The sequence below is a fragment of the Streptomyces sp. MI02-7b genome (assembly GCF_033793585.1).
Lineage (GTDB): Bacteria > Actinomycetota > Actinomycetes > Streptomycetales > Streptomycetaceae > Actinacidiphila.
The window spans coordinates 415,854-442,652 of sequence record NZ_JARAWX010000001.1 but is presented as its reverse complement, the minus strand read 5'-3'; the positions used below and the strand labels follow the sequence as shown (position 1 = coordinate 442,652).

The following is a 26,799-nucleotide window of genomic DNA, read 5'->3' as shown; positions in this document are numbered from 1 at the left end:
GGCCCGCTCGTCCCCGACGAGCGTGACCGTCTCGCAGAGTGGCGCCCGGTCCGTACGGGGGGAGGGCACCGCAACGTCCTCGAACCCGATCGACATGCCGCAGAAGAGCATCAGTTCGTCCGGCGGCGACAGGACCTCCGCGACGGTTCTGCGGTACTTCGCCCACGCCATCTGCGGGCAGCTGTCCAGCCCTTCGGCGCGGAGCAGCAGCATGACGGTCTGCAGATACATGCCGACGTCGGACCACTGCGCCGGGCCCATGGCGCGGTCGAGGTAGCAGAACAGGGCGGCGGGGGCGCCGAAGCAGTCCCAGTTGCCGGCCGCGGCCCTCTGGCGGGCCTCCAGGTCTCCGCGCGGGATGCCGAGCGCGCCGTAGCGCTGCTCGCCGAAGGCGGCCCTGCGCTCGCGGTACGGGGACTTCAGCTCCGGCGGGTACTGCTCGTACTCAGGTTCGTCCCAGGCGTCACCCGAGGCCACCCGTGCACCGGCAAGCCGCTTGAGCCGGGCCAGAGGCCCGCCCGTCACGACGTAGACGTGCCAGGGCTGGAGGTTCGACGCGGACGGCGCCCGCGCCGCTCTGGACAGCACGCGCTCGAACACCTCGCCGGGGACGTGCCGATCGGTGAATGCGCGCACTGCCCGTCGACTCGCGACCGCCTCGTAGACGTCCACAACTGCCCACCTCCATCGGCTCTCATCTTGTCGACCGTGACGGCGTCCGTCGTGTGACAAGGCGCCGCGGTTGTCTCGTGCGCGAGGCGCGTCCTGGGAGTCGCGGGGGTGGGCCGGACCGGCCGTGGCGCCGGGCCGCTGAGCAGCGGATATCGCGTGCCGGAGAACATCCCCCCGCGCCACCGGCGTGCTAAGTTAACATGAAGGTTCGTTTTTTGCGCAGAGGACGGGTCCCATGCCCAAGGTCACGCAGGAGTACATGGAGGCTCGCCGCGAGCAGATCCTGGACGCGGCGCGCCGCTGCTTCCTGCGCGACGGCTTCCACTCGACGTCCATGCAGGACCTGTTCGCGGAGTCGGGCCTGTCGGCCGGCGCGGTGTACCGGCATTTCGCCAGCAAGAACGAGATGATCACGGCGATCGTCGAGGAGAACATGCGGGACGTCCTCGCGATGGCCCACAGTGTCGCCAAGGACCGGCCCAGCAGCTCGATCGGCGACCTCATGGCCGATGTCATCGACATCGTGAGGGTCAAGACCGCCGATCAGAACATCGCCGGCCTGTCGGTGCTGGCCTGGTCGGAGTCACTTCGGAACCCCCTGCTGGCCGAGCAGTTCGCCGACCTGATGAAGCAGATGCGCTCCGCTCTCACGGACGTGATCAGGGAGCACCAGCGCAACGGCCGCCTCACGCGCACGGTGTCCGCCGAGGCCATCGCGGCCACGCTGATGTGCACCCTGCCCGGCTACATCCTCCAGTTGGCCATGGGCGACACCGAGTCGCTGGAGGGCGTTCCCGACGCCCTGCGCGCACTGTGGCCGGACATGGCGGCGTCCTGACACCACCCGGCAGGGCGCGGGATGTTCGCACGTCCTGTCCTCCGCGGGAGGGGTGCCGGGGTACGGCAGCCGTCCACGGAAGCGACGTCACGTCACGGCACGGTCGCCGAGCGTGCGGCGAACGCCTGACGGCGGGCTGTCACGCGCTCCTCCGCAGCACGACCTCTTCCTCGAACAGCTTCTCCAGCACGGCCACGTTCCCGGCCCGGGCCGCCGTCAGGAATGCCCCCAGGAATCGTTGGTGGTCGGCCGCCGGGACACGGGCACGCTTCTCGGCGGCCAGATGCCTGCGGGCGCGGCTGACCAGTTGACGGGCGTTGGCCTGGGACTGGCCGAGGATGCCGGCGATCTGCGGGTACGGGTAGTCGAACGCCATGCGCAGGACGTACGCCGCCCGTTCGGCGGGCGTGAGTCGTTCCATCAGCATCCGCACGGCGACCTCCAGCGCTTCCCCGTTCTCGGTGCGCAGCGCGGGGTCGCCCTGGCTGTCGACCGGTTCCGGCAGCGGGCTGCCGACGTAGTTCTCCCGTCGGACCCTCGCGGACTGCAGCACGTTGGCCGCGAGCCTGGTGACCATCGTGGTCAGGAAGGCCTGCGGGTTCCGCACCTGGGAGCGGTCGCAGGCCTGCCAGCGGATCCAGGCCTCCTGGAGGACGTCCTCGGCCTCGCTGGCACTGCTGAGCATCCGGTAGGCGACCTTGAACGTGAGCCTGCGGGCGTCATGGAACGCCGCCTCTGCTTCCCGGAGGTCGTCGGCGCAGTCCACGGACTTGCAGGGCATGGTTGTCTTCCTTGTTGTTCGCTACGGTGACTGGCTGCCGCGGCCTCGCACCCGAACGCGAGGACGAGCGGCTGCCTCATTCGTGGGCCGCGTGCCGGGCGTGCGCGTGAGGGTGGTCCACCGGTGCCGGCGACAAGGCCGTCGCGGCCCCGCTGACGGCGAGGGAGGGCGCGCTCGCGGCCCCGGACCGCGGAAGGTCCTCCGCGGATGCGCCGTTCCCGGCGGCGGGGTTCCGGCGGCCGACGGCGACGCTCGCCAGGCCCAGCACGCTCCACACGACGAGCACGGCGACGGGGCCCGCGGATCCGTTGCCGTCGAAGTACGCCGTGCCGCGCAGCAGATTCGCGCCGGCGCCCGGCGGCAGCCACTGCCCGATGTCGTCCACGGCCTTGGGCAGCAGTTCGGGTGCGGACGTACTGCCGGAGAAGGGGTTTCCGACGAAGACCATGAGGACGGCGCTGAGCCCGAGCCCCGGGGAGCCGATGCGGGTGATCAGTCCGGCGGCGGTCGAGCTGATGGCCAGCATGGTGAGGGACAGCGCCGCCCAGGTGGCCACGTGCTGGTGCGGCAGGGCACCCAGGAGTCCCTGGGCGATCAGGTATGCGGTGAAACCTGTCACGGCGCAGGCGGCGACCAGGTCGATCAGCCGGCGCCACACCGGAATCCGGCCACCGGACAGCGCGATCAGCGCCGCGATGGCGATGCCGCACATGGTGAGGGGGAGCAGCGCGGAACTGAAGACGACTCCTCGGGGGTCACTCGCCGCGATCGGGACGATGTCGACGACCTCGACCCTGGGGGCCGTCTTGCGAACGGACTTCGAGGCGCCGGACCGGGGCGGCCGACCGTCCGACGACGTGGTGTGCCGCACGGGCGACTTCGGTGCGTGGGCGGCGAGTTGCCGACCGGCTGTGGTCAGCAACTGGGCCACGGACGTGCTGGCAGCGGTGGCCTCCATCACCTTCACCCTGCCGGGGGTGACGACAAAGGCGCCGTAGACCTCCCGGCTCTTGATCGCCGAGCTGGCCGACGCCTGGTCCGGGTACAGGTGGAAGTCGAATCCGCCCGGTTTGCTGTGTGCGAGGCCCTCGACCGCCTTCTGGCTGGCGGTGCTCGTCCCCACCACCCCGATGGGCAGATCGCGTGGCGCGATGCGCGAGGCGGGCCAGGCGTATGCCATCACCGCCAGCGAGATCACCAGCGGCAGCGCCACTGTCACGAGGACGGTCCGGTGCCATGAGCGGAGGCCCGCCGAATCCTTCGCCGGCGCCGGGCCCCTTGAAAGACGAGCGATCATTTTTCTGCTGCTCCAGTCCTGGAAGTGGTAGATAAAGACGAATATTCGTTTTGCTGGAGCCGGGTGCGGACCCCCGCGGCGGGGCCGCCGCCGCGTCGTCGAGGGCGGCCCTGTCCGACTAGGTCTTCGAGCCGGTCGTACCGGTCATGCGGTGCCGATGGTCCCGGGTGCGGGCGAACCCGCCGGATCGGCGCGGGGCCCGCTGCCGGGGTCGTACGGCTGCTCGGGGCGGGCCGGCCGTCTGCGCTGCCGTATCAGCAGGATCCAGCCGGCGACGGCGACCAGCCCGGGGGTGATCGTCCGGTAGAGCAGATCGGCCGCGGTGGCGGCGCCCGTGGGCACTCCGCCGTGGTGCAGGGTGGGGACCAGGGCCGCGTCGACGGTGCCGATCCCGGCGGGCAGCAGCGGCATGGCCGACGCGGCGGTCATCGCGGCGACGTAGGCGAACAGCGCCGTGCTGGAGGTGGGCCGCGCTCCGACCGCGTGGCACACGGCCAGCAGGCAGGCGAAATCGGCGCCCCAGTTGGACAGGGCGAAACCGAGTCCGTACCCCCAGAAGCGGGGCGACGTGCGCATGGCGGCCAGTTGGGTGAGCGCGCCGTCGGCGGATGTCCGCCCCACGGCGCCGCGGCGCAGTCGGTGCACCAGGCGGAACAGCGCGTGCACCGGCCGTCGCAGCACGGCGGGCCGGCGGAACAACGCGAGTGCGCCGCTGGTGAGGGCGCAGAGGGCCGCGATCCTGAGGGCGGCCGGGAGGATCCGCGAGCTGTCGCCCGCCAGCAGGTGGGCGACACCGGCGAGCAGGACGAGCGCGATCGTGCCCAGCACGCCCGTCGCGGCATGGGCGAAACCGATCTGCGACACACTGGCGCCCCAGGAACGCATGCGGTAGGCCCGATAGGTGATCGCGGCCAGGGATCCGCCGGGCAGGGTCGCGCCGACCGCGTTGCCGGCGAACACCATGGCGACCGAGGATCCGAGCCCGACGCGCAGTCCGTCGACGCCGAGCGCATGGCGTTGGAGGCGGGCGAACATCATCATCGACACCATCTCGCAGGCGAGGGCCGGCAGGAGCCAGGCGAAGCGGGCATGGCTCAATTCCCCTGCCGCCCGGCCCGCGTGGGGCACGACCACCACCAATTCGGCGCCCAGCACGACCACGACCGCCCCCGCGGTCAGCACCGTGCGGCGGCGCGGTCGCGGCATGCCCGGGAACCCACCGCTCGGGTGCGTCTGTTCCGTCCGTCCTCCCGCGTCCGCGTCCGCGTCCGCGCTCGCGTCCATGTCCGGAAGGTCGCCATGGGGCCCGGTCGCGGTCGAGCCGCTCATCGCGGCACCGGCCATTCGGGCAGGAGGCGGGCGGGGCCTTCCAGGTGGACCCGGCACCGGGTGTGCGGCGGAACCGCCAGACCCCACAAGCCCGCGAGGAAGTGCACGTCGAGGCCGACGGCCGCGGCTCGGCCCCGTTCCCTGCCGGCGGTGTACGGGAGCGGCTCGGCGATGCTGAGGCGCAGCAGCGGTGCGACGTCCGTGATGCCGTTCAGCGTGAGCATGGCGATGAGGGCCTGGGTGGTGGTGTCGTCAGAGGTGCGGCCGCCGACCAGTCGCAGTTCCCCACCGGATCCGGCGAGTTGACGCCCGACGTCCGTCCGGCGCCGCCAGGGGCGTCGGGGACGGCGCGCTTCGGCGACGTCCGGGAACCGGAAACGCACCAGGGCTCCCGTGGGCCTCTTGCCGCCGTGACCGATGAGGAAGGCCTCTCCGAGGTGCAGCGGCAGAAGTGACGAGACCCGACCGCGACGACGGCTGCGCAGCCAGTTGCCGGACCGGTCGCTGCCGCTGCGGCCGTCGCCGCCGATCGACCTGCGGCCGTCGCCGCCGATCGACCTGCGGCCGGCGCTCGCGTGGTCTCCGTCGTCCGGACGCGGGGGCTGGGGGGAGTGGATCATCGTGGACTACCTGGGGGGAAGCTCGGGGTGGGGGCTCGGACGGTCTGCCCTGGTGGGGTCGGCACTGTCGCGGGCGGCGGGCACGGACGGGCCGGGGTCACGGGTCGGTGCGGGCGGTCCGGGTGCGGGTCCGCCGGCAGGGGCACCGGAGTGACGAGTGCGCCTTCCCCGCCCCGGACGACCCGGCAGTGGCGGTCCGCCGCGGCGTTCGGGCGCCGCTGCAGCCCGCGGGTGCTCTCGTGCCTCCCGTACACCACGGGCACCAGCAGCAACTCCGCCCACCGTCGGGGCACCGTGCGTGCGCCCGGTGGGTATGCGGGGGGCGGTCGTCGCCGGGGTCTGCACGGTGCTCATGCCGCCTCCTTCTTTCCGGGAACAACCGTTCTGTTGGGCGGGGCCCATCCTTCGCCATGGGGCCGGAATCGTCAAGACGAACATTCGTTTTTCTTGCTCGGTGGCCCGGCGCGCCACCGCCGCGCACCCCGCCGGGGTGGCGGAGGTGCGCGGCGGCGGTCCCGGTCGACCGGGACGGGGCTACTGGCTGGGGCGCGCGACCTGGGGAGCGATGTCCTCGGTGAAGGTCTCGCCCTCGGTGGACTTGGCCAAGGAGGCCTTGGCCCCGCCGGTGCCGCAGAAGGCGGCCTCCAACGTGCCGCCGAGGACGGTGTTGACCGTTCCGTTGTTGGAGGTGTTCGCCATGGACGTCATGCTGCGCTTGCCGTCGGCGGTGGTGAACGCGTAGGTGTAGAAGCCCTGGACCGTGCCCGTGTGGCCGTACACCGTCACGCCGCACGAGAGTTTCCTGGCCCGCAGCCCCAGTCCGTAGAACTGCGTGCCGTCCGCGGTGACCGGGACCATCGTCATCATCTGCTGCAGCTGCGCCTGGGGGACGAGCCGCCCGGTGACGAGCGCGGAGAAGAAGCGGTTCAGGTCGGCCGCGTCGGAGATGACCGCGCCGGCCGACTGCGCCCACGAGACGGTCTGCTCGGTGGAGTCCACCAGCGGCAGCGTGGTGTCGTCAGGACGCAGGTAACCACGGGCGGAGGAGCCGGAGATCGCGGTCTGCGGGTGGACGTAGGAGGTGTGCGTCAGACCCAGCGGCTCGAAGATCCGCTCCTGGTACTGCGTGGCCATCGGCACGCCGGTGACGTGCTCGATCATCTCGCCCAGCACCACGAAATTCGTGTTGGAGTAACTGTAGGCCGCGCCCGGCTCGTTGGTCGGCTCGTGGGCCGTCGACAGGTCGATCAGCTCCTGGTAGCCGAACACCTTGTTCCGGACCGCTTCGAAGCCCGGAACGGTGTAGTAGAACATGTCGTTGGTGTAGTCCCACAGACCGCTGCGGTGACTGAGCAGGTGGCGCACGGTGATGCGGTCGTCCGGCAGGGGCTCGGGCAGGTACGTGTTCGCGGATGCGTCGAGGTCGATGCGTCCCTCGGCGACCAACTGCATGAGCACCACTGTGGTGAAGGACTTGGTGACGCTGCCGACGCGGAAGCGGCGGTCGGCGTCCATCGCCGTGCGGGCGACGGTGTCCGCCTGTCCTCTGGAGATCCGGTACGTCGTGTTGCCGGAGTCGATGCGGGTGAGCGCGCCGGGGGCGCCGTTCGCCATGGCCTGCTTCTGTACCGCGAGCACGCCCGCGATGTCGGGGGCGGGAAGGGACGGCGTCGCGGCGACGGCCGGCGAGCCGGCCAGGGTGGTGATCACGGCGGTGCTCGCGAGCGTGGTGCTCGCTATGGTGAAGCGCATCCGGTTCTCTCCGTCGTCAGTTGGGGGGATGGAGCGGCCGCACGCGGGCTCGCGGCCCGCGGCGCTCGCCGCACCATACCGATTGACCGAGCCCGGTTCCGTTGTGTGACACACCCGCTGGACACGTTGACCCGAACCCCCAACAGTGCTTCATTGCACGGCAGTTGACGCGCCATCACGACGGGGTGGTCGGCGGCGGGGACGTGCTCCACGTCAGCCCCGCCCTACGTCGGCCCCTGCTCGAACCACCGGAGCACGCGCATGGCTCGCAGAGTGTTCCACCGGCTCGGCTCGCCCTCGCCGTCGTCCAGGGGGAAGTGCAGCTCGCCGCAGTGGGGGTTCTCCAGCGGCCAGCGGCCGTCCGCGTCGCGCTTGCACCGGACCAGGTCGATCGCCTCGGCCGGCCGGTCGTCGGGGGCGCCACCGGCCGCGCGCAGATGGTCGAGCCCGCGCAGCACGTCGTGGTGCCACAAGGCCGGGTGGGAGAACCGCGTCCAGGCCGACGGGCCGCCGGTCTTGCGGTCCCGGCCGACGGCCCGGCCGGTCGACAGGCGCCGCAACAGCCGCCGCTCCAGGAGGTACTCCTGGCCGCGGAGCCGGGCGCCGGCCACACCGGGAACCGGTCCTGCCCGCCCCCTCGTACTCCAGCAGCCCTTCCAGGACGTCGATCGTGGTGTGGAACGACCCCCCCCGGGTGGAGCCGTTCTCCTGCTCGCAGTTCCACCCGCCGTCGGCCGTCTGCTCGCCGAGGAGCCGCTCGACGACCCGAGTGACGTCCATGCCGAAGTAGGCCCCGAGCGCCACGGTCCGGCCGTTGACGCACGGTTCCACCTCCCCGGAGGAGAACGGCTCGCCGTCGTGCTCCCACCGGACGCTCTCGTGCACCAGCCCTACGGCGTGGCGCGCCGCAGGGCTGTCCGGTTCGACGCCGAACGCCCGCAGCAGCACCAGGCTCCAGGTGGTGGAGGTCCATGCGGGGAAGAGCGTGCCCTGCCGTGCGGGTCCGAGCGTGTGCCACCACGTCTCCGCGGCGCCGGAGGTGAACGAGGGGACGCCGGAGGGCCATTGGCCGTGCGGTTGCTGGAGGGTCAGCAGCCGGGCACCCCAGCCCTCGTCGGCGACGCGGGCGCGTTCGGCCGCGATCTGCTCCGCGGGCGTGTCGGTGAGATCCCGCATCACCTGCCAGCGGATCGCCGGGTCGCTGTCCGGCAGCCAGTCGATGACGTCCACGCACCCGCACCTCCTCCGGGGCGGAGGCTGTCCCGCCAGGGCACCGTCAGGGGCGTGATCCGCCGGGAAACGGCACGGGGCGGGGCGTCATCAGGACGGGTCGTCAGTTCCGCGGACCGCGTCGGTCGGGTGCGGTGGGACAGGGCCGGGCGGGATGTGGACGGTCATGATCAAGGAGCAGGTCCCGTCGCCGGAGCCGCGGTAGGCGTGGGGAACGTCGCCGTCGAAAGAGGCCGTCTGTCCCGCTTCGACAGGGTGCTCGATGCCGTCGACGACCAGGGTCATCCGGCCCGAGGTGACGCTGACGGTCTCCACGACGCCGCCCTGGTGGGGGTGGCTGGAGTGGTGCTCTCCCGGTTCCAGTGTCCAGCGCCAGATCTCGACGGGTGCGGGGCCCGCCGTCGTCAGCATCAGCCGGGCCTCTCCGCCCTGTTCGCCGGCCCACAGCGGCATGACCGTGTCGGCGGACACCACTCGGACGCGGCCTTCGGCCGGTCCCTCCAGCAAGGCGGACACCGAGACGCCGAGGGTGTCGGCGAGCCGGATCAGCGTGGCGAAGTTCGGATTGCCCTGCGCCTTCTCCAGCCCGACCAGGGCCCCCTTGCTGACCTTGGCGCGCCGGCCCAGCTCGTCCAGGGACAGTCCCGCGCGTGTGCGTGCGGCCCTGACGTTGTGGGCGAGCGCACGCAGCGCCGCCTCTGCCTCGGGCACCTGATCACCGTCCTGACCTGTGGATCGCTGGAATGTACCGCCCGGTCGTTTGGTTGACAACGGGCGGTCGTTTCATTGTACGGTCGAGTCGTTCCAATGTGAGGTGAGGGGAGTACCGTGATCGCTCCGCTGCCGGCCCCGGGCAGTTCCCTCGCCCTCGGATGTGCCGGCTTCCTCGGAGGCGTCGGCGCCGGCACGGCGCACGTGCCGCGTTGGGCCGGTGTCGTGGCGTCGGAGGGCGCGCGGTGCGCGGTGCGGCGTCCGTCGCGGCGGACGCCCTGCTCCCGCAAGACACTCGCGATCGGCCCGGTGGACGTCCTGTCGCCGCGTGGCCGGGTTTCCGGGCCTGCCGCTCACCCTCGCGGGGGTGGTCCTGGTCCGCGCCGCGCCCGGAGCGCGACCGGCACGTCCCTCACGCACCGCACCACACTGCCGCGGCCGCCACGGCGGGCGTGCTCGACGCGCCGGCGAACGTGCTGTCGGTGTTCGCCGCCCGGACTGTGCCGGCCGAACGCCTCGACCGCTCCGGCTCGTCGGCGCGGGCGTCGCCGCCGCTGTCGGCTCCTCGCCCTCGCCTGAACCGCCGCTGCCCCGCCACCCCCGCCCCGCCCGTACGAGACAGGACCCCGCCTCATGACCGCCTTCCGGATCACCCCCGCCGTCGCGGACGCCTTCCCCGGCACGCTCATCGCCCTGGTCGCCGCGGCAGGCCTGCGGGGCCGTGAACCCTGGCCCGGCACCGCCGCCGCCCTGGAGGGCCTTGAGCAGCGGCTCGCCGACAACACCTGGCGGCCCGCTGACGAGACCGACCCGCTGATCGGGACGTGGCACACCGCCTACAGGTCCTTCGGCACCAATCCCCGCCGTGTCCGGCCCAGCGTCGACGCCCTCGGCCGCCGCATGGCCAAGAGGGGCGTGCTGCCGCGCATCAACCCGGCCGTCGACTCCTACAACGCCGTCTCCGTCCGCCACGGCCTGCCCGCGGGTGCCTTCGACCTCGACCAGGTCACCGGCGACGTCGACATCCGCTATGCCGACGGCAGCGAGGAGTTCACCCCGCTCGGCGAACCGGGCACCATCGAGAACCCCAGGCCCGGCGAGATCGTCTACGCGGACGGCACCGGCGTCCTGACCCGCCACTGGAACCACCGCGACGCCCACCGCACCCGTGTCACCGAGGACGCGACCCACGTCGTCTTCGTCCTCGAGACGCTGGACGCCGCCCGCGACGGGGACCGCCTCGCGTCAGCCGCGCACGAATTGCGCGGCCTGCTCGCCCCGCACGCCGAACAGGTCACCGTGCACTACCTCAGCCCCGCCCACCCCGGCTTCGAAGCCTGACTCCCCGTACGGCTGACGTCCGCGTTTGCGACGGTCGATGCCCGCCGGTCACGAGGGGGCCATGGCCGCGGCATCGGTGATCTCGTGCGGGACGGCCCCCAGCCACCAGGGCGGGTTCGCGCATCCCTTGGTGGTGCGCCCGTCGCTGTGGACGTAGTACCGCTCGTCGCGCCCCGGAGTGCCGAGTTCTCCCGCGAGGGCCCGCTCGATCCACTCGGCGCCGTAGCGGAAGGTCTCCGCCGCCACGCCGCCCAGGGGGTGGAACTCGCCTTCGTAGACCCGCATCTCCTTGGGCGCGCGGATCCGTTCGTACGTGGCGAGGGCCTGCTCCAGTCGCGTGAGCTCGTCCATCTCCCCGATGCCCAGCAGCAGCGGGCAGGTGATCTCCGTGACGAGGTCGCCCAGGGGCAGATGCTGTGCCAACTCCGCGGTGAAGCGGTCCTCGTCGGTGTACCCGGACATGTACATGTAGTCGTTCTTGAAGGAGGGCTGCGCGCGGTCGAAGATCGTCTCGAAGTCGCCGGAGACGGCCCCGAAGCCCGCAAGGGCGCCGAGGCGGGGGTCCGTCGCCACCGTGCGCATGCCCCAGTAGCCGCTCATGCTGATCGCGAACATGCCGATGCGCCCGGCGTCGACCTCGGGCAGTTCCGCGAGGTGGTCGATGCAACGACTGACGGCCCGCTCGTAGTTGGTCAGGTCGACCGTCAGACCCTTCGCCCGCGTCTCGCCCTGGCCGGGGCCCTCGACGGACAGGGCGACCATGCCGCGGGAGGTGAAGTAGCGCTCCGCGGCATGGATGTAGTCCTCCTTGATCATGTCCATTCCGGGGCCGAGTACGACGGCCGGAGCGTTCCGCACCTCACCCGCCGGGAGGTGGAGGAGGGCGTACAGGTGCTTGCCCTCGAAGTCGAGGACCACGCGGCGCACGCGGTTGCCGCGCAGCTCGCCCAGGCGCTCCACACAGTGGTTGCAGCGGTCGCGGAACGCGGTCTTGCGCACGTCTTCCGCGTCGTGGATCGAGTACTGCGCCCGGCCCCACATCACCGCGGCGCGCAGATAGAAGTCCGCCGCTGTCTGCGCGAAGCCTTCCGCTTCGTGGTCGGTGGCCCGTTCCTCGGCCTCGGCGGCCACGGTGGCCCAGGCTTTCAGGAGCATCGCGCCGCTCTGGACCTGCGCGAAGACCTTGTCGAAATCGGTGTGGTCGTGGCCGAGCTGCTCCATGTAGCCCTTGCCGGCCGGGTGCAGCGCGTTGAAGCCGTCTTCGGCGAGGGCGATGTCGAGGACCCAGCCCTGTCCGGTGGAGCGCGCGGTCATGACGCTTCCCCTCTCGAAAATCCTCACACAAGCACAGGAAAGTGTGGTTGTCGTCACCAATCGCCCTTGAGGTCGAGGCGTCACCTGGGACTTCCGGCTCGCCCGGCACGCCGGAGTGGTGTGCGGGGCGAGCGTTCTGCCGCTTCTGCCTCCCTCTGGTGCGGTCGGCGCGGTATGTGCCCCGCGTCAACCTGCTGAAGGCGCGATGACCAGGCACTTGGCCGATTGCCACCCACGGCGGAAGGACTCCGCCGCACACTGGCCGTGGTGGTTCCGCCGTGTCTCCCCCGTCGCGGCGGAACCACCCCCGGCGAGCCCCGGTCCGCTCCGGCACTGAGCCGCCGTCAGCGTCGGCTGTCACAGCTCGGGGTGCCGCTCGGTCGGTAGTCGGGATCCCCACGGCCGCACGAGGCGGGTTCCCTGTCACGAGCGCCGATCCTCCCCAGCCGGTTCGTCGCCCTCTTCGTCGAAGACCGGGGACCGAACCCCGGGAGAGGGACCTGCATGCTGATCACCGAGACCCGCATCCGGACCGACCGTCCGCACCTGTTCCTGGCGCGGTTCTGCCGGCGCCCCGGCCGGGCGGGCGGCCGGCTTCCGCATCTGCTGCACGTGCTGCACGTGCCGCACGGCGGCGGGGCGGCACCCCGGGTTCACCGCGTCGAAGGTTCCGGTGCCCGCAGGACCGTCGACGTCGGCTCGGGCAGGTGCACCGTGCACGCCGGCCCCGGCGTACTGAACCTGCGGGCCGAGGCAGGCGACCGGGACGGGCTGGAGAGCGTCCAGCATTGGGCGGCCGAGCGCCTGCGGAAGCTCAGCAAGGGTGGTGCCCCGCACGTGATCTGGCATCCGGCAGGAACCGCCGATCGCTTCGGCGACGGTCCCGAGCCGTTGGAGGGAGCGGTGGTCCGTTCACGCCGCGGTCCGACGATCGGCGCCGCGGCCGTGGTGACGCTGGTGGTGGCGGGCCATGTCGGTCTTGGCATGGTCGTGCTGGAAGCCGGTCCGTGGAAGCACTGGGCCATCGGCTCCGTCCTGGCGGCCGTTCTGCTCCGGGGCGCCCATGCCCTGCGACGTTCCGCCGGCGGTCGCCGGAAGGCCCGCGACACGCGGTGACGGCCGACCCGTCCGGCGGTGCGGGTGGCCCGGGCGCGCGACCGGGCCGACGGTGTACCCGTACGACCCGGCAGGTCTGCCGTCGGTGACCCCGCCCCGGGAAGTGGGGGGAGCCACAGGCGGCCGGGGACGGCCCGCGTCACCGTCCGCTACTGGCCGAGCAGTGGCAGCGCGGGGAAGGCGTGGTCGTGCCAGATGAGGCGGGAGGCCTCCTCCGGGTACGGGGTGACGGCCGACCGCGTGTCGAAGACCTGGACGAGGCGCTGGCCGGTGTCGTACGCGGGCCAGCCGGGGTCGCCGTGGGTGGCGAACGAGGTCCATGCGGTGCGCATCCGGGTGGACAGGGCCTCCGCCTCCGGGGAGGGCGTTTCACCGATCAGCACGGCGGGCCGGCCGCGGTCCAGGTTGCCGAAGACGAGGGGGACGTCCAGGCCGTGGCAGGCGCCGAAGACGCCCCCCATGCCGGGGGCGGGCCAGGCCAGCTCGTAGACGTGCACGCGGCCGCCGGCGGTGGTCTGGGCCTCGGCGAGGTGGAGCGACGGCATGCGGAACAGCCAGTCGGAGTGGACGAGTTCGTACAGTTCCTCCGGGCCCGCCGCAGGGTGGGCCGCACGATAGCGGCGGGCCCCGTCCGGGCCGGGTGCGAAGGCATGGAGGGCCTCCGCCGCCTGTTCCTCGCCCACCTCGCCGAGCAGGCCCTCGACGACGGTGAACAGCCGTTGCTCGTCGCGCGTGTGGCCGACGAGGAGTTCGACGCCGCGGCCGGCACCGTCCCTCAGCGCCTGCCACGGTGTGGCGGCCAGGACATCGCCGTCGACGACGGGGGAGAAGGGGATCGCCTTGAGCGCCGGCCTGCCCCACCGCTGCGCCCACCGCTCCATCGTGGCGCTGACCGTGTCACCGGCGCCGGACAGCTCGTGCGGGGCGACGGTGGACAGGTCTGCCACCGTGGGCCGCAGGCCCAGTTCGGCGGCGCAGGCGGCGGCGATGTCCGCGGCGAGCTCCGGTGCGAAGAACGTGCCGGGCACACTCTGGGCGACGGCCCGGTGGAAGAGCCCGGCCGCACGGTCCATCGCCAGCAGCGCGGCCACCGATCCGCCACCCGCCGACTCGCCGAAGACGGTGACCCGCGCCGGGTCCCCGCCGAAGGCCCGGATGTTGTCGCGCACCCACTCGAGAGCGGCGACCTGATCGAGCAGACCCCGGTTGTCAGGAGCACCCCCGATCCGGGCGAAACCCTCGATCCCCACGCGGTAGTTGAACGTCACCACGACGACGCCGCCGTCCCGCGCGAGCCGGCCCCCGTCGTACTCGGGAAGGCCGGACGCGCCGATGACGTAGGCACCGCCGTGGATCCACACCATCACCGGCAGGCCCGCGGCCGGGTCGGTCGCGGGCGTCCAGACGTTGACCGTCAGCCAGTCGCCGTCCGCCGTGTCCCGCGCCTGCGCGTCCATGCCGAAGTGGCCGCCCTGCGGGGGCGGCGGCCCGTACGAGACGGCCTCCCGCACCCCGGTCCAGCCCCGCACCGGCCGCGGCGCGCCGAAGCGCAGCGCGCCCACCGGGGGCTCGGCGAAAGGAATGCCACGGAACACCGCCGTCCCGGCCTCGCGGCTGCCGCGCAGCCTTCCCGCCGCGGCCCGCACTTCGGGCCGGGACCCGGACGACTGGGATTCGGCGCTGGTCATGACCATTTCCTCTCAGGCGCGCGAAGGGGGTCCGCCGCGGCCGCGGGCCCTGCGGATCATCCATCGCCGCTCGCCGTCGCGCCAGCGATTTACCCGGCGCCGACCGCCGCGGACATCCGGGTGAAGGTCGTCCCCCGCCGGGCGAGGCGGACGCCTTCTGGGCCGCGACGACCCGGCCGGCCCAGCAACACGTCGCCAAGCACCTGTTCGAGGCGGGGCTCCAGCAACGCGGCGACGTCGAACGGGACCTGCCCGACCGGGTGACGCGGTTCCAGTACCGCCCCGGCTCCGACAGGACGTAGCCGGTTGCCCCGCGGTGGCCGCCGCGGACAGGAGCCGGCCGCCCGACACCGACCCCGTCGGGCGCGACGTGGGCGTCCCTGAGGAGCCATGATGGCCGTTGACATCCCGCCCCTGGTGAGCCCTTCCCGGCTCAGGCGCCGAGGGGGGCTCCTCGGCGAGTGCCTCGCGGAGTTCCTGGGGATGTTCGTGCTCGTCTCCTTCGGATGCGGTGTGGCCGCCATGGCGGTCGCCGCGCTGCCGGGTTCCGGCCGCACCGCGGGAGCCACCATGAGCTTCGTCGGCGCCGGGGACTGGGTCATGCCCGTGCTGGGCTGGGGGCTGGCCGTCACCTTCGGCATCTACGTGGCCGGCGGCGTCAGCGGCGCGCACCTCAATCCGGCGGTCACGCTCGCCTTCGCGGTGCGCCGCCGGTTCCCCTGGCGCAAGGTCGTCCGTACGTGGTCGCGCAGGTGGTCGGCGCGTTCGTGGGGGCGGTGCTGGTGTACGTCGTCTACCACGACGCCATCGCGGCCCTGGACCAGGCGACGAAGGGGCCGAAGACGAACGGGCACACCCTGGCCACCTTCTCGATCTTCGGTACCTTCCCGGCGCAGTACTTCCACGGTGGCGTGTGGGGCCCGCTCGTGGACCAGACCGTCGGCGCGGCGTTCATGCTCATGCTGCTGATGGCGGTCATCGACCTGCGCAACCCGGCGGTGCGGGCCGGTCTGGGGCCCGTGGTGATCGGTCTCGCGGTCGCCGCCATCGGCCTGTCGTACGGCGCGAACGCCGGCTACGCCATCAACCCCGCCCGTGATTTCGGCCCCCGCCTGTTCGCCTGGGCGGCGGGCTGGCAGGACCTCGCGCTGCCGGGCACCCTGGCCGGTTCCTTCCACGGCTACTTCTGGATCCCCATCGTCGGACCCCTGGTCGGTGGCGTGATCGGGGTCCTGGTCTACGACCTCCTCATCGGTGACGTCCTGCACATCCGCACGCGCATGTCCAAGCCGCCGGAGATCGGCTGTACCCGCCCCGTGGCGACCGCCGCCGAGGAGTGACGGCGGCGTGAGGGCGGCCGACGAGGCGCCCGGGCGCCGGAGCCGGTCTGCCGGCCCGGCGCCCGGCACGCGTCCTCGCGTCCTACCGGCCGCGCGGCCCGGTCACAGGAACTGCTCGCCCTGGCCCAGACCGATCCCCGTCGTCCAGGAAGTGATCGTCACACCGCCCAGGCTCACGTCGGTCTCCCCGGGAACGTAGAAGTTCGTGGCGAGCGAGCTGTGGTCCGGCATCGACAGCTTGAAGGTGGTGACCTGGAGCGTGTGCTCCGGCAGGTCCGGAGCACTGAAGCGAACGCTCGCGTGCAGCGGGGAGTCCGCGCGCAGCACCAGCCGGCCGCCGCGTCCGCGGATGTACACGGGAATGGCAGCGGTCTGACCGGGGGGCCCGCTCAGCGACACCTGGGGGGTGTCGCTCAGCGTGCAGGCGATGCCGTCGTGCGCCAGCAGCGTCACGTCGAAGGCACGACGGCTGAGGTCCGCGGTGTAGCCGCCGAAGTAGAAGGAGACGTCGCTGGTGCGGCAGGGGCGTGGCGCCGTGCCGGTGGCCCTGGCGCTCGCGATGCCGGGGGCGGTCGTGGCCAGCACGGCCGCCGCGATCGTGGCCACGCCGGCGGCCATCAGGGTTGTTCTGCGCATGGGTTGTTCCTCGGGGTGGGAGAGGGGTGTCAGAAAGCGGCGAGGCCGTGCGGCATGCCCAGACCGGTCGGGCCGTCCCAGCCCTTGCCCGCGGAGCAGACCGACGTGCTGAGCCCGGGGTAGTCGGCGCACAGGTGGTACGTCTCGTTGTTCCCGGCGGTGATGTCGGTGAAGGCGGCGGCCGGGGCACGGTAGAGGGTCCGGGGTCCGTCGACCGGGGCCAGGTGGCCCGCCCGGACGAACAGGCCCGCGATGTACGGCGCCGAGGCACTGGTCCCGCCGGCGATCACCCAGTTGTAGGGCTCGCCGGTGCTGGGCGCGTACGTGTCGTAGACCGCGACGCCCGTGGCGGCGTCGGCGTCCGCCGACACGTCGGCGGCGGCACGGTGCCCGCCGCACGCCCCGGTCACCGAGGACGGCTGCCCATGGGCGGCGGGGAAGCGGGTCTCGCACCCGCTGCCACCGCTCCACCAGGCGGTCGCGGGGCCGGTGGCCGGCAGGGTGACCCCGCCGACGCTGATCACCGAGGGCAGGTCGGACGGCCAGGACTGGTGGATGCCGCCGTTGAAGCCGGAGTCCCCGGTCGAGGCGGTGATCGCCACCCCCTTGTGGCGGAGGGCGGCCAGCAGGCCACCGCTGGTGTTCGTCACGTCCGCGGAGTACCCGTAGCTGATGCTGACCGCCGAAGCGTGGTGGGCCACCGCGGTGTTGACCGCCCGCGCGAAGTCACCGGTGGAGACGTCGTTGTCGTCCTCGGCGTCCTGCCACGGCACCGAGATCTCCATCAGCCGGCAGGACGGGCAGGCCGCGGAGGCCATGTCGAGGTCGAGCGAGGTCTCCAGCGACACCTCCTCCTCCACGAAGGCCCCGTGGGGATCCTTCTTCGGGTCCCGCGGGGCCGGCTGCGCGCCGCCGGTGTAGTCCAGAAGCCGCAGGCAGCCGGACGCCGTCGTGCAGGGCGGCAGGTGGTATGTCCGCCGGTAGGCGGCCAAGTCCTCCTCCAGCGCGGGGTCGACGCCGGCGTTGACGACGGCGATGATCCCCTTGCCGGTCGATGTGCCGGGCAGTCGGTACGCCTTGTCCAGGTCGGCGGGACCGTATCCGGCGGGCAGCGCGGACCGCAGCGGCGAGCTGCTGCCCTTGTGATCCGTGACTACCTCGCTGTGGCACCGCGGGCAGACCGAGCGCACGCCGTGCGAGTCCAGCAGCCGTCCGCTGCTCACCGCCTTGCGCAGAGCGGCCACGGTCTCACCGGTGTCGGCGCGGGCGTTCGATGGCGTGTCCGCGGCGCCCGCCGTGGCCGCGGCGGTCGGCGCCGGGGACGCCGACGACGCCGGGTGGGCGGCGAGACCGGGGTGCAGGGCCGCGGCGGTGAGCGCCGCGCCCGCCGCGACCGCCACCGAGATCTTGGCTATGCGGCTCGACATCTTCGCGGTCATGCGCGCGATGCGGCCTCGCGCTGTGAATCTGTTCACGCGTTCATGAGTCCTCTCCGGTCGGGAAGCGGGCCGATCGGCCCGGCGCGACGCAGCGGACGCGCCGTGAGCACGTCCTGTCGTCGCGGTTGAGATGCACCTGGAGAGGCGGAAGTTCACGGTGGGAGCGAGAACTTCGGGTGATCGCCGACGCGACCGCCGAGGCGACCGCCGACGCGGGCGGGCGTCCGGTGGGGAGGACGCGGAACGGGAACTGCGATCGCGCGGGATGCGTCGGTAGGGGGATGAGGGAGCGGGGTGAACCCACCGGTGCCGTCGGCTGTTGTGTGGCGGCGGTCAGTGCGTGTGTCGGGCTCGGCGTGTGGCTGCAGGGTGCCCGCCCCGGTCTTCAGGGGGGTTTCGAGGACCGCCGGGACTGGAGCCTGCTGTATGTGGAGCTGCCGTCCATGCTTCTCGGGGTGCCGGCGATCACGCTGGCGGTCTGTGCGGTGGCGAGTGGTGTGCTCCGCCGCCGGGCGGCGGCACGCGCGCGGACGGCGTTGGCGGGCGGGGCGGCCGCGGTCGTGCTCGCCGGACTGACGTGGGCGTGCCGTGTGTGGTTGGACCTCCGGGTCGACGATTTCCTCCAGGGCGACAGGTGATCGCCTCGCCTGCCACCGTGCGTCGCCGCTGTCGGTGACGGGTTGTCAGTGCGGGCCGGGTCGTCCCGGCCGGCGTCACGCCGTCTCGGCGTACCGCTGCCCCGCGTACGCCCGAGCACCGCCAGGACCGCGTTCGCGCCGCCCGGCACTCGGTCAGGCCGGACCCGGGCGCGGGCCCGGTGTGCGTCGGCCGGTCGGCTGGGCCGGGTGTATGGATGCGAAGCGGGCAAGAACCTTTGCCTGACGTCGGGGCGATCGTGCGGGCATGGATCGGGGCGGCTCCGGCGGGCAGCCGCCGAACCCTTCGGGCGGTACCCGCGACGTGTCAGTACCCGCGGTCGTAGATCGCCCGCAGCCACGGTTCCCGGACGACGGGCGTGCGCGCGAGAGTGCGCCGGAACGCGGTGAGTGACGGCCGGAACGGACCGTTCGGGTGCGGTGGGAGCGGATCGTCCCGCTCCACGCCCTCGGGCAGGCCGCCGACCACCGGCAGCCGCGTTCGATGGGCAGGGAAGGCCAACTCGGCCCAGAGCGCGGCCTCCACGGGCACGCCCACCGCGCCGCCGCCCGGCTGCCACACCTCTCCGGTCTGCGGATGGACCGGTACCAGCACCAGTCCGGCGGTCGTCTGGCCCAGCCCCGGCCCTGCCAGGTCCAGCCGCTTCGCATCCTTCCCTGAGGGCAGCAGCGTGGTGAGGGCCCGGCCGAGGAGTTCGGCGATCGGCCCGGGCGTCACCTCGACGGGCCCGCCTCCGGAGCTCACCACCACATGCGCGAGGGCCGCGCCGGCGGGGATGTCCAGGTACGCACTCAGCCGGTGCCGCAGCACACCGTCGGCGGGCAGTTCCGCCCAGTCCATGACGGGCCGCTCCGGCGGCCCGGGCAACTCCGCCACGGCCTGCGGGAGGAGCCGGACCATCTGCCACGCCCCGCAGTCGTCGATCCGCGATCCGACCGGCGCCGCGCAGTCCAGGCAGGCGAGGTTCGGCCCGTCGCCGCCGTTGATCCCCAAGCAGTAGCCCCCGGTCCGGCCCGCGATCAGTCCGGTGCCGCGCAGGTCGCCGGGCGCGAGCAGGACGGTGCCGGACGGTCCCTCGGACAGGGAGCCCGGCGGCACGAAGAACCCTTGCGCCGCGACCGCCTGCGGTCCGGCCTCCTCCCAGGGCCGCCACGGAGGCCCGTACGGCACGGGGTCGACGGCGTACGTCCCCGTCTCCAGGAGCGGAGGGTGCAGCGATTCCCAGTGGGCGTCGCGCAGATGGATCGGCAGTGCCACTCGCGACACCGCCGCCGTCAGCACCGCGCCGCAGCGCGCACACCCGAACACCGCCAAGCCGTCCCCTCCCGCCCTCTGAGCCCCGGCATCCCACCAGGCCCGCGCCGGGGCGGCAAGGGGATGTCGGGGGGACACCGCACCCCGCAGCGCAGCTCACCGGGCCGCGGACGCCCGGATACCCGCTTCGCGAGCGGCTGTTCAGTGCCGTGGGACGGAAAAGGAAAAGGCAAGGAGCGCTCTCTCCTTGCCACTCTCAACTTATAGCGCACGGGGGGCCTTGCCGCAAGGCCCGGGTCAGGGCGCACAATCGTCGGCCGATGCCGCATTCGGCGGAGACGAGGACACGACGGGGGACGCGGGACGACCAGGGACGAGGACGTGCTCGGCAAGAGGTTCGACGGAGTGACGGAGTGGGAGGCGCCGGCGATGCGACCGGTCACCGCGGTGCGGCGGAGCACGGCTGCCTCGGAGGGATCGCAGTGATTGAGCAGTACGTATGGGATCTTCAAGAGGTCGACGAGACGCAGGTCGCGCTCGTCGGCGGCAAGGGCGCGCACCTGGGTGGGCTGTCGCGGATCGAGGGCATCAGCGTGCCGGCCGGCTTCTGCGTGACGACGGACGCCTTCCGGCGGATCATGGCGGAGGCGCCGTCGATCGAGGATCGGCTCGATCAGCTGGCGCGCTCGCACCCGGACGACCGGGAGGCGATCCGCGCGCTCAGCGCGCGGATTCGCCGGGACATCGAAGAGACCGCCATCCCGGGTGATCTCGCGGCGGCGATCACCCGTGCCCTCGCGCGGCTCGGCGAGCAGGCCGCCTGGGCCGTACGCTCCAGCGCGACGGCGGAGGACCTGCCGACGGCCTCCTTCGCCGGTCAGCAGGACACGTACCTGAACGTCGTCGGGCCGGCGGCGGTCCTCCGGCACGTCAGCCGGTGCTGGGCCTCGCTGTTCACCGAGCGGGCCGTGATCTACCGCCGGCGGAACGGCATCGACCACCGTGCGGTCCACATGGCCGTGGTCGTGCAGCGGATGGTCGTCCCGCACGCGTCCGGCATCCTGTTCACGGCCGACCCCGTCACGGGCAACCGGAAGGTCGCCACCGTGGACGCGGGCTTCGGCCTCGGTGAGGCCCTGGTCTCCGGCCTGGTGAACCCGGATGTCCACACGGTGCGGGACGGCCAAGTCGTCACCAGGGCGATCGCCGCCAAGCGGCGTGCCGTTCAGGCCCTTCCCGCGGGCGGTACGCAGGAAGTGGCGATCGACGCGTGGCGGCAGCAGCAACCGGCGCTGACGGATGAGCAGGTGGTACGGCTCGTGCAGCTCGGGCGCCGGATCGAAGCCCACTTCGGCCGCCCTCAGGACATCGAATGGTGCCTGGACGACGAGGGGTTCCGGATCGTCCAGAGCCGGCCCATCACGACGCTCTTCCCTGTTCCCGAGGCGGACGACGAGGAGAACCACGTCTACGTCTCCGTCGGTCATCAGCAGATGATGACCGACCCCATGAAGCCCCTGGGGCTGTCCATGTGGCAGCTGACGGCCATGGCGCCGATGCACGCGGCCGGCGGGAGGCTCTTCGTCGACGCCACCCGGCGCCTGGCCTCGCCCGCGAGCCGCGCCGCCCTCCTGGACATCATGGGGAAGGGCGATCCGCTGGTCAGGGACGCCCTGGAGACCGTCCTCGACCGTGACGACTTCGTGCCGTCCCTCCCGGACGCGGGTCCCGGCGGGCCCCCGTTCGGTGCTGCCGCCGCCCCGATCGAGACCGATCCGGCCATCGTCACCGAGCTGATCGAGCGCAGCGAGGTATCCGTCGCCGCCCTGGAGCGCGACATCCGGGCGAAGACCGGCCCGGCGCTGTTCGACTTCCTGCTGGAGGCCTTCGAGGAGCACAAGCGGGCGCTCGGCGATCCCCTGAACATGCAGGTGATCATGGCGGGGATGGAGGCCACCTGGTGGCTCAACGACAAGCTGCGGGAGTGGCTGGGCGAGAAGAACGCGGCTGACACGCTCACGCTCTCCGCCCCCGACAACATCACGTCGGAGATGGGACTGGCGCTGCTCGACGTCGCGGACGTGATCCGCCCCCTGCCGGAGGTGGTGGCGTTCCTCCAGGGCGTCCAGGGCGTCCAGGGCGTCCAGGGCGTCCAGGGCGTCCACGACATCGAGGACCATGCATTCCTGGACGAACTGCCGAAGCTCGCGGGCGGGACCGAAGCGCGCGACGCCATCGAGACCTATCTCGACCGGTACGGCATGCGCTGCGTCGGCGAGATCGACATCACGCGGCCACGTTGGCGCGAGCGGCCCGCCACGCTCGTGCCCGTGATCCTCGACAACGTCAGGAACTTCGAGCCGGGCGCCGCCCGGCGGCGCTTCGAGGAAGGGCGCCGGAAGGCGCGGCAGAAGGAACAGGACGTGCTGTCACGCCTGCGGGCGCTGCCGGACGGGGACCGGAAGGCCGACGAGACCCAGCGGATGATCGACCGGGTGAGAACCTTCATCGGGTACCGGGAGTACCCGAAGTACGGCATCGTCAGCCGCTACTTCGTGTACAAGCGGGCCCTGCTGGGAGAGGCCGAGCGCCTTGTGCGGGCCGGTGTGCTCGCCGAGAAGGAGGACATCCACTACCTCACGTTCCAGGAACTCCACGAGGTCGTGCGCACGCACCAGGTGGACGGCCGGCTCATCCGGCAGCGCAAGGACGCGTTCCGGTCGTACCAGGCGCTCACACCGCCCCGCGTGCTCACCTCGGACGGCGAGGCCCTCACCGGGGCGTACCGGCGCGACGACGTGCCGGCCGGCGCCCTGGCCGGCGTGCCGGTCTCCGCCGGGACCGTCGAGGGACGGGCCCGCGTCGTCCTCGACATCGGGGACGCCGATCTCGAGGCGGGCGACATCCTGGTCACGGCCTTCACGGACCCCAGCTGGTCGCCGCTGTTCGTCGCCGTCGCGGGCCTGGTGACGGAAGTCGGCGGCGTGATGACCCACGGCGCGGTGATCGCCCGGGAGTACGGCCTGCCGGCCGTCGTGGGCGTGGCGGGAGCCACCCGGCTGATCCGGGACGGGCAGCGGATCCGTGTGCACGGGACCGACGGGTTCGTGGAGATCCTGTCGTGACCGACAGCGCAGGAAAGGGACCCGTCTGTCCCCGGTGCGGCGGTCGGCTGGTGGCCGGTGCGATGGCGCTCTGCCACCGCGAGGAGGACGACCGGCGCATCTGCCGGATCGTCTGGGGCTGCGCGAACCGGCATGTCTGGTGGAAGTGGGCGGACCGGCCGTCCGCCCCGCTGGAGCCCTGCCCCTACCCGGACCTGATGGACGGCTGACGCACAGGCCCTTCGGTCGGACCGCCCCCGGAGGCGGTCCGACCGAAGGTCCCGACCGAGCACTTGCCGGGTCAAATATCTGGCCCGAACCGCTTCCCACGTGATCGTTCACGGCTAAAGTCGGCGCAGGCGCAGGCTGGTCGACCGAGGGGACGGGTGTGGGTGGGACGGGCCAACAGCGGTGGCGGTCCGCTCCCGACGCTTTCCGTGCCGCGGTTCGTCGGGCGCGACCGTGAGGTCGGCGCGCTCGGCGCGGCACTCGCGCAACCGCCCGCCGTGGTCCTGATCGACGGTGAGGCGGGCATCGGCAAGACCCGGCTGGTACGGGAGATGCTGGCGTCCCAGGCCGAGCGAGGGCGTCGTGCCCTGGTCGGTGCCTGCCCGGAGCTGCGCGTGCCGTACACGCTCGGCGCGGTCGTGGACGCGGTGCGCGACGGCGTCGGCGGCGTGTCCGGGCTGCGCCTGAGCGGCCTGGGCGGCGCGCTGCGGCCGCTGTTCCCCGAGTGGGCCGCCGACCTGCCTCCGGCACCGGAACCGCTGGAGGACCCGACCGCCGCCCGGCACCGTTTGTTCCGCGCCTTCGTGGAGGTGCTCAGCCGGCTGGGGGTGGCCGTGCTGGTGCTCGAGGACGTGCACTGGGCGGACGAAGCCACCCTGGAGTTCCTGCTGTTCCTGGTCTCGCGCCGGCCCCAGCCGGTGAGCGTGGTCGTCACGTACCGGCGTGAGGAGGTGGCGCCCGGCTCCCTGCTGCTGCGGCTCACCTCCCGGCCACCCGCCGACGCGCGCCTGGTCAGGATGACCCTGCAACCGCTGGACGTCCGCGAGACCGCCGAAGTCATCTCTTCGATGCTCGCCGGCGAGCACGTGTCGACCGAGTTCGCCGCCTTCCTGCACGCACGCACGGAGGGTGTGCCGCTGGCGGTGGAGGAGTCGGTGCGGCTGCTGCACGACCGCGCCGACCTGATCCGGCAGGACGGGGGGTGGGCGCGCCGCCGGCTGGACCGCATCGAGGTACCCCCCACGATCCGCGACGCCATGCTGGAACGCGTCGGGCGCCTGCGGCCCGACACCCGTGCGGTCCTGTACGCGGTCTCCGTGCTCTCCGGGCCGGCCGACTACCCGACGCTGCGGGCGGTGACCGGGCTGCCCGAGGACCGGTTCACCGCGCAGGCGGCCGAGGCCATGGGGTCCGGCCTGCTGCGCGAGGCCGGGCCGGGGCAGTGGTCGTTCCGTCATTCCCTGGCGTGCCACGCCGTGTACGAGACCATCCCGGCCCAGGAACTCCGTGCCATGCATCTGCGCGCCGGCCGGGCGCTGGAGAAATGGCCGCTCCCGCCGGTGGCACAGTTGGCACGGCACTTCCGGCTGGCCGGCGAGGCCGGTGCGGCGTGCCGGTGGACCGAGCGGGCGGCCGACCTGTCCACGCAGTCCGGCGACGTGGCCACCTCGGCACTGCTGCTCCACAGCCTGGTCACCAGCGTCACTCTGCCGGTGGAACCGCTGGTGGCGATGGTGACGAAGATCCAGTTCCAGTCGCTGCCCGGCTCCGACCCTCATTCGAAGATCATCGAGTTGTTGCGCTCGGCCCTGCGCACCCAGGCCCTGACGCCGGGACAGCAGGCCCTGGTCCGCTTCCAGATCGGCCGGGTGCTCATGGTGGGAGGAGAGATCGAGGCGGGCCGGACCGAGTTGCTGAGAGCCGTGCCCCACCTGACGCCGGACTCGCTGGAAGGGGCGCGGGCCCGCATCCTCCTCGCCCTCCCCCTCGGGAACGCGCGGCCGGTCTCGGAACACTTGCGCTGGCTGCACGAGGCACCCGAGATGGCGCCGTCGATCGCGCCCCACGACCGCATGCGCCTCTCGGTGGAGCGGGCCTTCGCGCTGCTCATGCTCGGTGAGGAAGCCGGGTGGGAGGCGGCCCGGCGGATCCCGGACGACGTCGCCAGCTCGCGTGAGGCCGCGATGGTCGCGGTCGGGCACACGAACGTCGGCGAGGAGGCGATGCGCTGGGGACGGTACGAGGAGGCCAGGTCACGACTGGCCAAGGCCTCGGCGCTCGCCGAGCGCCACGAGTTCCTGGAGTACCTCGCCAGCATCGCCTCGTCCCGGGCCCATCTCGACTGGTTCACCGGTGCCTGGACGGGACTCGCCGAACGGGCGGCGCGCCTGGTCGACGACGACGAGGGGGTGCGGTTGAAGGACCGGTGCGAGGCCGCCCTCGTGGCGGGCCTGATCCAGGGCGCCGCCGGGGACCGCGGAGCGGCGGAGGAACGTCTGCGGTTCGCCGGACGCGACGACCAGCAGCGGATCGAGGCCACGACCGCGCTGGCACAGATGCGTCTGCGTGACGGAGATGCCGCCGAGGCGATCCGGCTCACCGACGAGGTGGCCGAGATCGCCCTCGGCAGTGGGATCTGGACCAGGGCCGTCGAGTTCGCCCCGGTACGGGTGGCGGCCCTGGTCGCCGCGGATCGCCTCGGCGACGCCGCGGACCTGGTGAGCGGCTTCGAAAGGGCCTTGGGCGGCAAGGACGCCCCGGCACCGCAGGCTTCCCTGGTGCTGTGCCGCGCCCTCCTGGCCGAAGCCGACGGCCGGCTCGCCGAGGCCGCCTCGCTGTTCGCCCGGGCGGCCGACGCCTGGCAGGCACTGCCGCGCCCCTACGACGCGCTGCTCGCGCGGGAGCGCCACGCCCGCTGCCTGTTCGCCGAAGGCCGGGACGAGGCCGGGCTGACGGTGCTGTCCGGCGTCGCGCGGGCGCTGTCGGAGCTCGGCGCCCGCAACGACGCCGACCGGGTCACGGCGTTCCTGGACGAGCGGGGTGGAGGGGACGCCCGCGAGACGCGCGGCCGCGGACGGCCCGGCTACGGCAACCGGCTCTCCCCGCGCGAGCTGGAGGTCGCCCGCCTGCTGCTCGACGGCCGGACGAACCGTCAGATCGCCGACGTGCTCGTGGTGTCGACGCAGACCGTGGCCAGCCAGCTGAGGTCGGCCATGCGCAAACTGCGGGTGACGTCGCGGACCGGACTCGCGCTCAGGGTCGTTGAACTGGGACTCGTCGGAGAGCAGGGGAGAACGCCGCCGGGCGACGAGTGAATTCACCGCCGTCGCCGTGGACGAAAGAAAGACACGCGAGCGAACGGCGAGTTAATTCCCGCATCTGACCAATCGAGCCGCGGCGGGGCCCGGTTGCACACTCGTGCCCATGTTGCCCGCAGAACCGCTGACACCCGAACCGGCAGACGGCCCGGCCGTTTCAGCACACCGTGCGAAGGACGAACCGGTACCGGCAGTACCGCAGGCCGACCCGGCTCACGCCCCGACCACCGAGGACGCGGGTGACGCCGCTGTTGCCGGCGAGTACGAACCGCTCTAGCGCGGGGGCCCAGGGTCGGACCGCGATCGCCGAAGGCGCGAGGCCCAACCCGATCCGGTCCGCCGGTGAGGGGCGCG

The 26,799-nt window shown here is 72.6% G+C and carries 19 protein-coding genes and 2 pseudogenes; 8 read left to right on the top strand and 13 right to left on the bottom strand.

The window, feature by feature from the left end:
- Window positions 1-15: 15 nt before the first annotated feature.
- Window positions 16-672, bottom strand: a pseudogene (locus tag PV364_RS01835) (nitroreductase); the annotation flags it as partial.
- 235 nt (window positions 673-907) lie between these two features.
- On the opposite strand from PV364_RS01835, the gene PV364_RS01830 reads away from it, so the two are divergent.
- On the top strand, window positions 908-1,510 hold the full coding sequence (locus PV364_RS01830; protein WP_319657761.1) for a TetR/AcrR family transcriptional regulator: 603 nt from the start codon (window positions 908-910) through the stop codon (window positions 1,508-1,510).
- A gap of 139 nt (window positions 1,511-1,649) precedes the next feature.
- Here the strand turns inward: PV364_RS01830 and PV364_RS01825 are convergent, their stop codons facing one another.
- The 7 genes from PV364_RS01825 to PV364_RS01795 all read right to left on the bottom strand — a co-directional run bounded on the left by PV364_RS01825 (window position 1,650) and on the right by PV364_RS01795 (window position 9,230).
- Window positions 1,650-2,291 (bottom strand): sigma-70 family RNA polymerase sigma factor, encoded by a 642-nt coding sequence (locus PV364_RS01825; protein ID WP_319657760.1) that lies wholly within the window; start codon window positions 2,289-2,291, stop codon window positions 1,650-1,652.
- Between the two features lie 76 nt (window positions 2,292-2,367).
- Complete coding sequence (locus PV364_RS01820; RefSeq protein ID WP_319657759.1) at window positions 2,368-3,510, bottom strand: ABC transporter permease; 1,143 nt, start codon at window positions 3,508-3,510, stop codon at window positions 2,368-2,370.
- A gap of 222 nt (window positions 3,511-3,732) precedes the next feature.
- Window positions 3,733-4,872 carry a lysylphosphatidylglycerol synthase transmembrane domain-containing protein gene (locus PV364_RS01815; protein WP_319657758.1) on the bottom strand — a complete coding sequence of 380 codons (1,140 nt, stop codon included), beginning with the start codon at window positions 4,870-4,872 and terminating at the stop codon, window positions 3,733-3,735.
- A gap of 41 nt (window positions 4,873-4,913) precedes the next feature.
- The gene (locus tag PV364_RS01810) at window positions 4,914-5,537 is read right to left on the bottom strand and encodes a hypothetical protein (protein ID WP_319657757.1); all 624 of its coding nucleotides are present in this window, start codon (window positions 5,535-5,537) and stop codon (window positions 4,914-4,916) included.
- A 534-nt stretch (window positions 5,538-6,071) separates the two neighbouring features.
- The gene (locus tag PV364_RS01805) at window positions 6,072-7,289 is read right to left on the bottom strand and encodes a serine hydrolase domain-containing protein (protein ID WP_319657756.1); all 1,218 of its coding nucleotides are present in this window, start codon (window positions 7,287-7,289) and stop codon (window positions 6,072-6,074) included.
- 224 nt (window positions 7,290-7,513) lie between these two features.
- A complete protein-coding gene (locus PV364_RS01800; protein WP_319657755.1) occupies window positions 7,514-7,900 on the bottom strand; it encodes a hypothetical protein in 387 nt (128 codons plus the stop codon).
- A 709-nt stretch (window positions 7,901-8,609) separates the two neighbouring features.
- Window positions 8,610-9,230: an XRE family transcriptional regulator gene (locus tag PV364_RS01795; protein ID WP_319657754.1), complete on the bottom strand. Its 621-nt coding sequence runs from the start codon at window positions 9,228-9,230 to the stop codon at window positions 8,610-8,612.
- A gap of 633 nt (window positions 9,231-9,863) precedes the next feature.
- Here PV364_RS01795 and PV364_RS01790 point away from each other — a divergent pair.
- Window positions 9,864-10,571, top strand: coding sequence for a B3/4 domain-containing protein (locus PV364_RS01790; RefSeq protein WP_319657753.1), 708 nt, complete (start codon window positions 9,864-9,866; stop codon window positions 10,569-10,571).
- Between the two features lie 48 nt (window positions 10,572-10,619).
- On the opposite strand, the gene PV364_RS01785 is transcribed toward PV364_RS01790, so the two are convergent.
- Complete coding sequence (locus PV364_RS01785) at window positions 10,620-11,885, bottom strand: alpha/beta hydrolase (RefSeq protein WP_319657752.1); 1,266 nt, start codon at window positions 11,883-11,885, stop codon at window positions 10,620-10,622.
- 504 nt (window positions 11,886-12,389) lie between these two features.
- On the opposite strand from PV364_RS01785, the gene PV364_RS01780 reads away from it, so the two are divergent.
- Window positions 12,390-13,001 (top strand): DUF2218 domain-containing protein, encoded by a 612-nt coding sequence (locus PV364_RS01780; protein ID WP_319657751.1) that lies wholly within the window; start codon window positions 12,390-12,392, stop codon window positions 12,999-13,001.
- Window positions 13,002-13,150: 149 nt separating this feature from the next.
- Here PV364_RS01780 and PV364_RS01775 read toward each other — a convergent pair whose 3' ends face one another.
- Window positions 13,151-14,689 carry a carboxylesterase/lipase family protein gene (locus PV364_RS01775; RefSeq protein ID WP_319657750.1) on the bottom strand — a complete coding sequence of 513 codons (1,539 nt, stop codon included), beginning with the start codon at window positions 14,687-14,689 and terminating at the stop codon, window positions 13,151-13,153.
- 393 nt (window positions 14,690-15,082) lie between these two features.
- Between PV364_RS01775 and PV364_RS01770 the strand changes: the two are divergent.
- A pseudogene (locus PV364_RS01770) lies at window positions 15,083-16,029 on the top strand (MIP/aquaporin family protein).
- A gap of 102 nt (window positions 16,030-16,131) precedes the next feature.
- Here PV364_RS01770 and PV364_RS01765 read toward each other — a convergent pair.
- Window positions 16,132-16,665 (bottom strand): DUF4232 domain-containing protein, encoded by a 534-nt coding sequence (locus PV364_RS01765; RefSeq protein WP_319657749.1) that lies wholly within the window; start codon window positions 16,663-16,665, stop codon window positions 16,132-16,134.
- A gap of 29 nt (window positions 16,666-16,694) precedes the next feature.
- Window positions 16,695-18,104, bottom strand: a complete 1,410-nt coding sequence (locus PV364_RS01760; RefSeq protein ID WP_319657748.1) for a S8 family serine peptidase — start codon at window positions 18,102-18,104, stop codon at window positions 16,695-16,697.
- 176 nt (window positions 18,105-18,280) lie between these two features.
- Here PV364_RS01760 and PV364_RS01755 point away from each other — a divergent pair, with 176 nt between their 5' ends.
- On the top strand, window positions 18,281-18,742 hold the full coding sequence (locus tag PV364_RS01755) for a hypothetical protein (protein ID WP_319657747.1): 462 nt from the start codon (window positions 18,281-18,283) through the stop codon (window positions 18,740-18,742).
- Window positions 18,743-19,067: 325 nt separating this feature from the next.
- On the opposite strand, the gene PV364_RS01750 is transcribed toward PV364_RS01755, so the two are convergent.
- Window positions 19,068-20,018, bottom strand: a complete 951-nt coding sequence (locus PV364_RS01750) for a hypothetical protein (protein WP_319657746.1) — start codon at window positions 20,016-20,018, stop codon at window positions 19,068-19,070.
- Window positions 20,019-20,497: 479 nt separating this feature from the next.
- On the opposite strand from PV364_RS01750, the gene rph reads away from it, so the two are divergent.
- The 3 genes from rph to PV364_RS01735 all read left to right on the top strand — a co-directional run bounded on the left by rph (window position 20,498) and on the right by PV364_RS01735 (window position 26,442).
- Window positions 20,498-23,140, top strand: a complete 2,643-nt coding sequence (gene rph / locus PV364_RS01745) for a rifamycin-inactivating phosphotransferase (RefSeq protein WP_319657745.1) — start codon at window positions 20,498-20,500, stop codon at window positions 23,138-23,140.
- Window positions 23,137-23,349 (top strand): dehydrogenase, encoded by a 213-nt coding sequence (locus PV364_RS01740; protein ID WP_319657744.1) that lies wholly within the window; start codon window positions 23,137-23,139, stop codon window positions 23,347-23,349. Before rph ends, PV364_RS01740 begins: the two co-directional genes overlap by 4 nt.
- A 207-nt stretch (window positions 23,350-23,556) precedes the next feature.
- Window positions 23,557-26,442: a helix-turn-helix transcriptional regulator gene (locus tag PV364_RS01735; RefSeq protein ID WP_319657743.1), complete on the top strand. Its 2,886-nt coding sequence runs from the start codon at window positions 23,557-23,559 to the stop codon at window positions 26,440-26,442.
- Window positions 26,443-26,799: the final 357 nt, after the last annotated feature.

Excerpts from the sequence above, each read along its gene's own strand:
- PV364_RS01830 (WP_319657761.1), top strand. The coding sequence starts at position 908 with ATGCCCAAGGTCACGCAGGAGTACATGGAGGCTCGCCGCGAGCAGATC.
- PV364_RS01825 (WP_319657760.1), bottom strand. The coding sequence starts at position 2,291 with ATGCCCTGCAAGTCCGTGGACTGCGCCGACGACCTCCGGGAAGCAGAG.
- PV364_RS01815 (WP_319657758.1), bottom strand. The coding sequence starts at position 4,872 with ATGGACGCGAGCGCGGACGCGGACGCGGACGCGGGAGGACGGACGGAA.
- PV364_RS01810 (WP_319657757.1), bottom strand. The coding sequence starts at position 5,537 with ATGATCCACTCCCCCCAGCCCCCGCGTCCGGACGACGGAGACCACGCG.
- PV364_RS01805 (WP_319657756.1), bottom strand. The coding sequence starts at position 7,289 with ATGCGCTTCACCATAGCGAGCACCACGCTCGCGAGCACCGCCGTGATC.
- PV364_RS01790 (WP_319657753.1), top strand. The coding sequence starts at position 9,864 with ATGACCGCCTTCCGGATCACCCCCGCCGTCGCGGACGCCTTCCCCGGC.
- PV364_RS01785 (WP_319657752.1), bottom strand. The coding sequence starts at position 11,885 with ATGACCGCGCGCTCCACCGGACAGGGCTGGGTCCTCGACATCGCCCTC.
- PV364_RS01780 (WP_319657751.1), top strand. The coding sequence starts at position 12,390 with ATGCTGATCACCGAGACCCGCATCCGGACCGACCGTCCGCACCTGTTC.
- PV364_RS01775 (WP_319657750.1), bottom strand. The coding sequence starts at position 14,689 with ATGACCAGCGCCGAATCCCAGTCGTCCGGGTCCCGGCCCGAAGTGCGG.
- PV364_RS01765 (WP_319657749.1), bottom strand. The coding sequence starts at position 16,665 with ATGCGCAGAACAACCCTGATGGCCGCCGGCGTGGCCACGATCGCGGCG.
- PV364_RS01760 (WP_319657748.1), bottom strand. The coding sequence starts at position 18,104 with ATGACCGCGAAGATGTCGAGCCGCATAGCCAAGATCTCGGTGGCGGTC.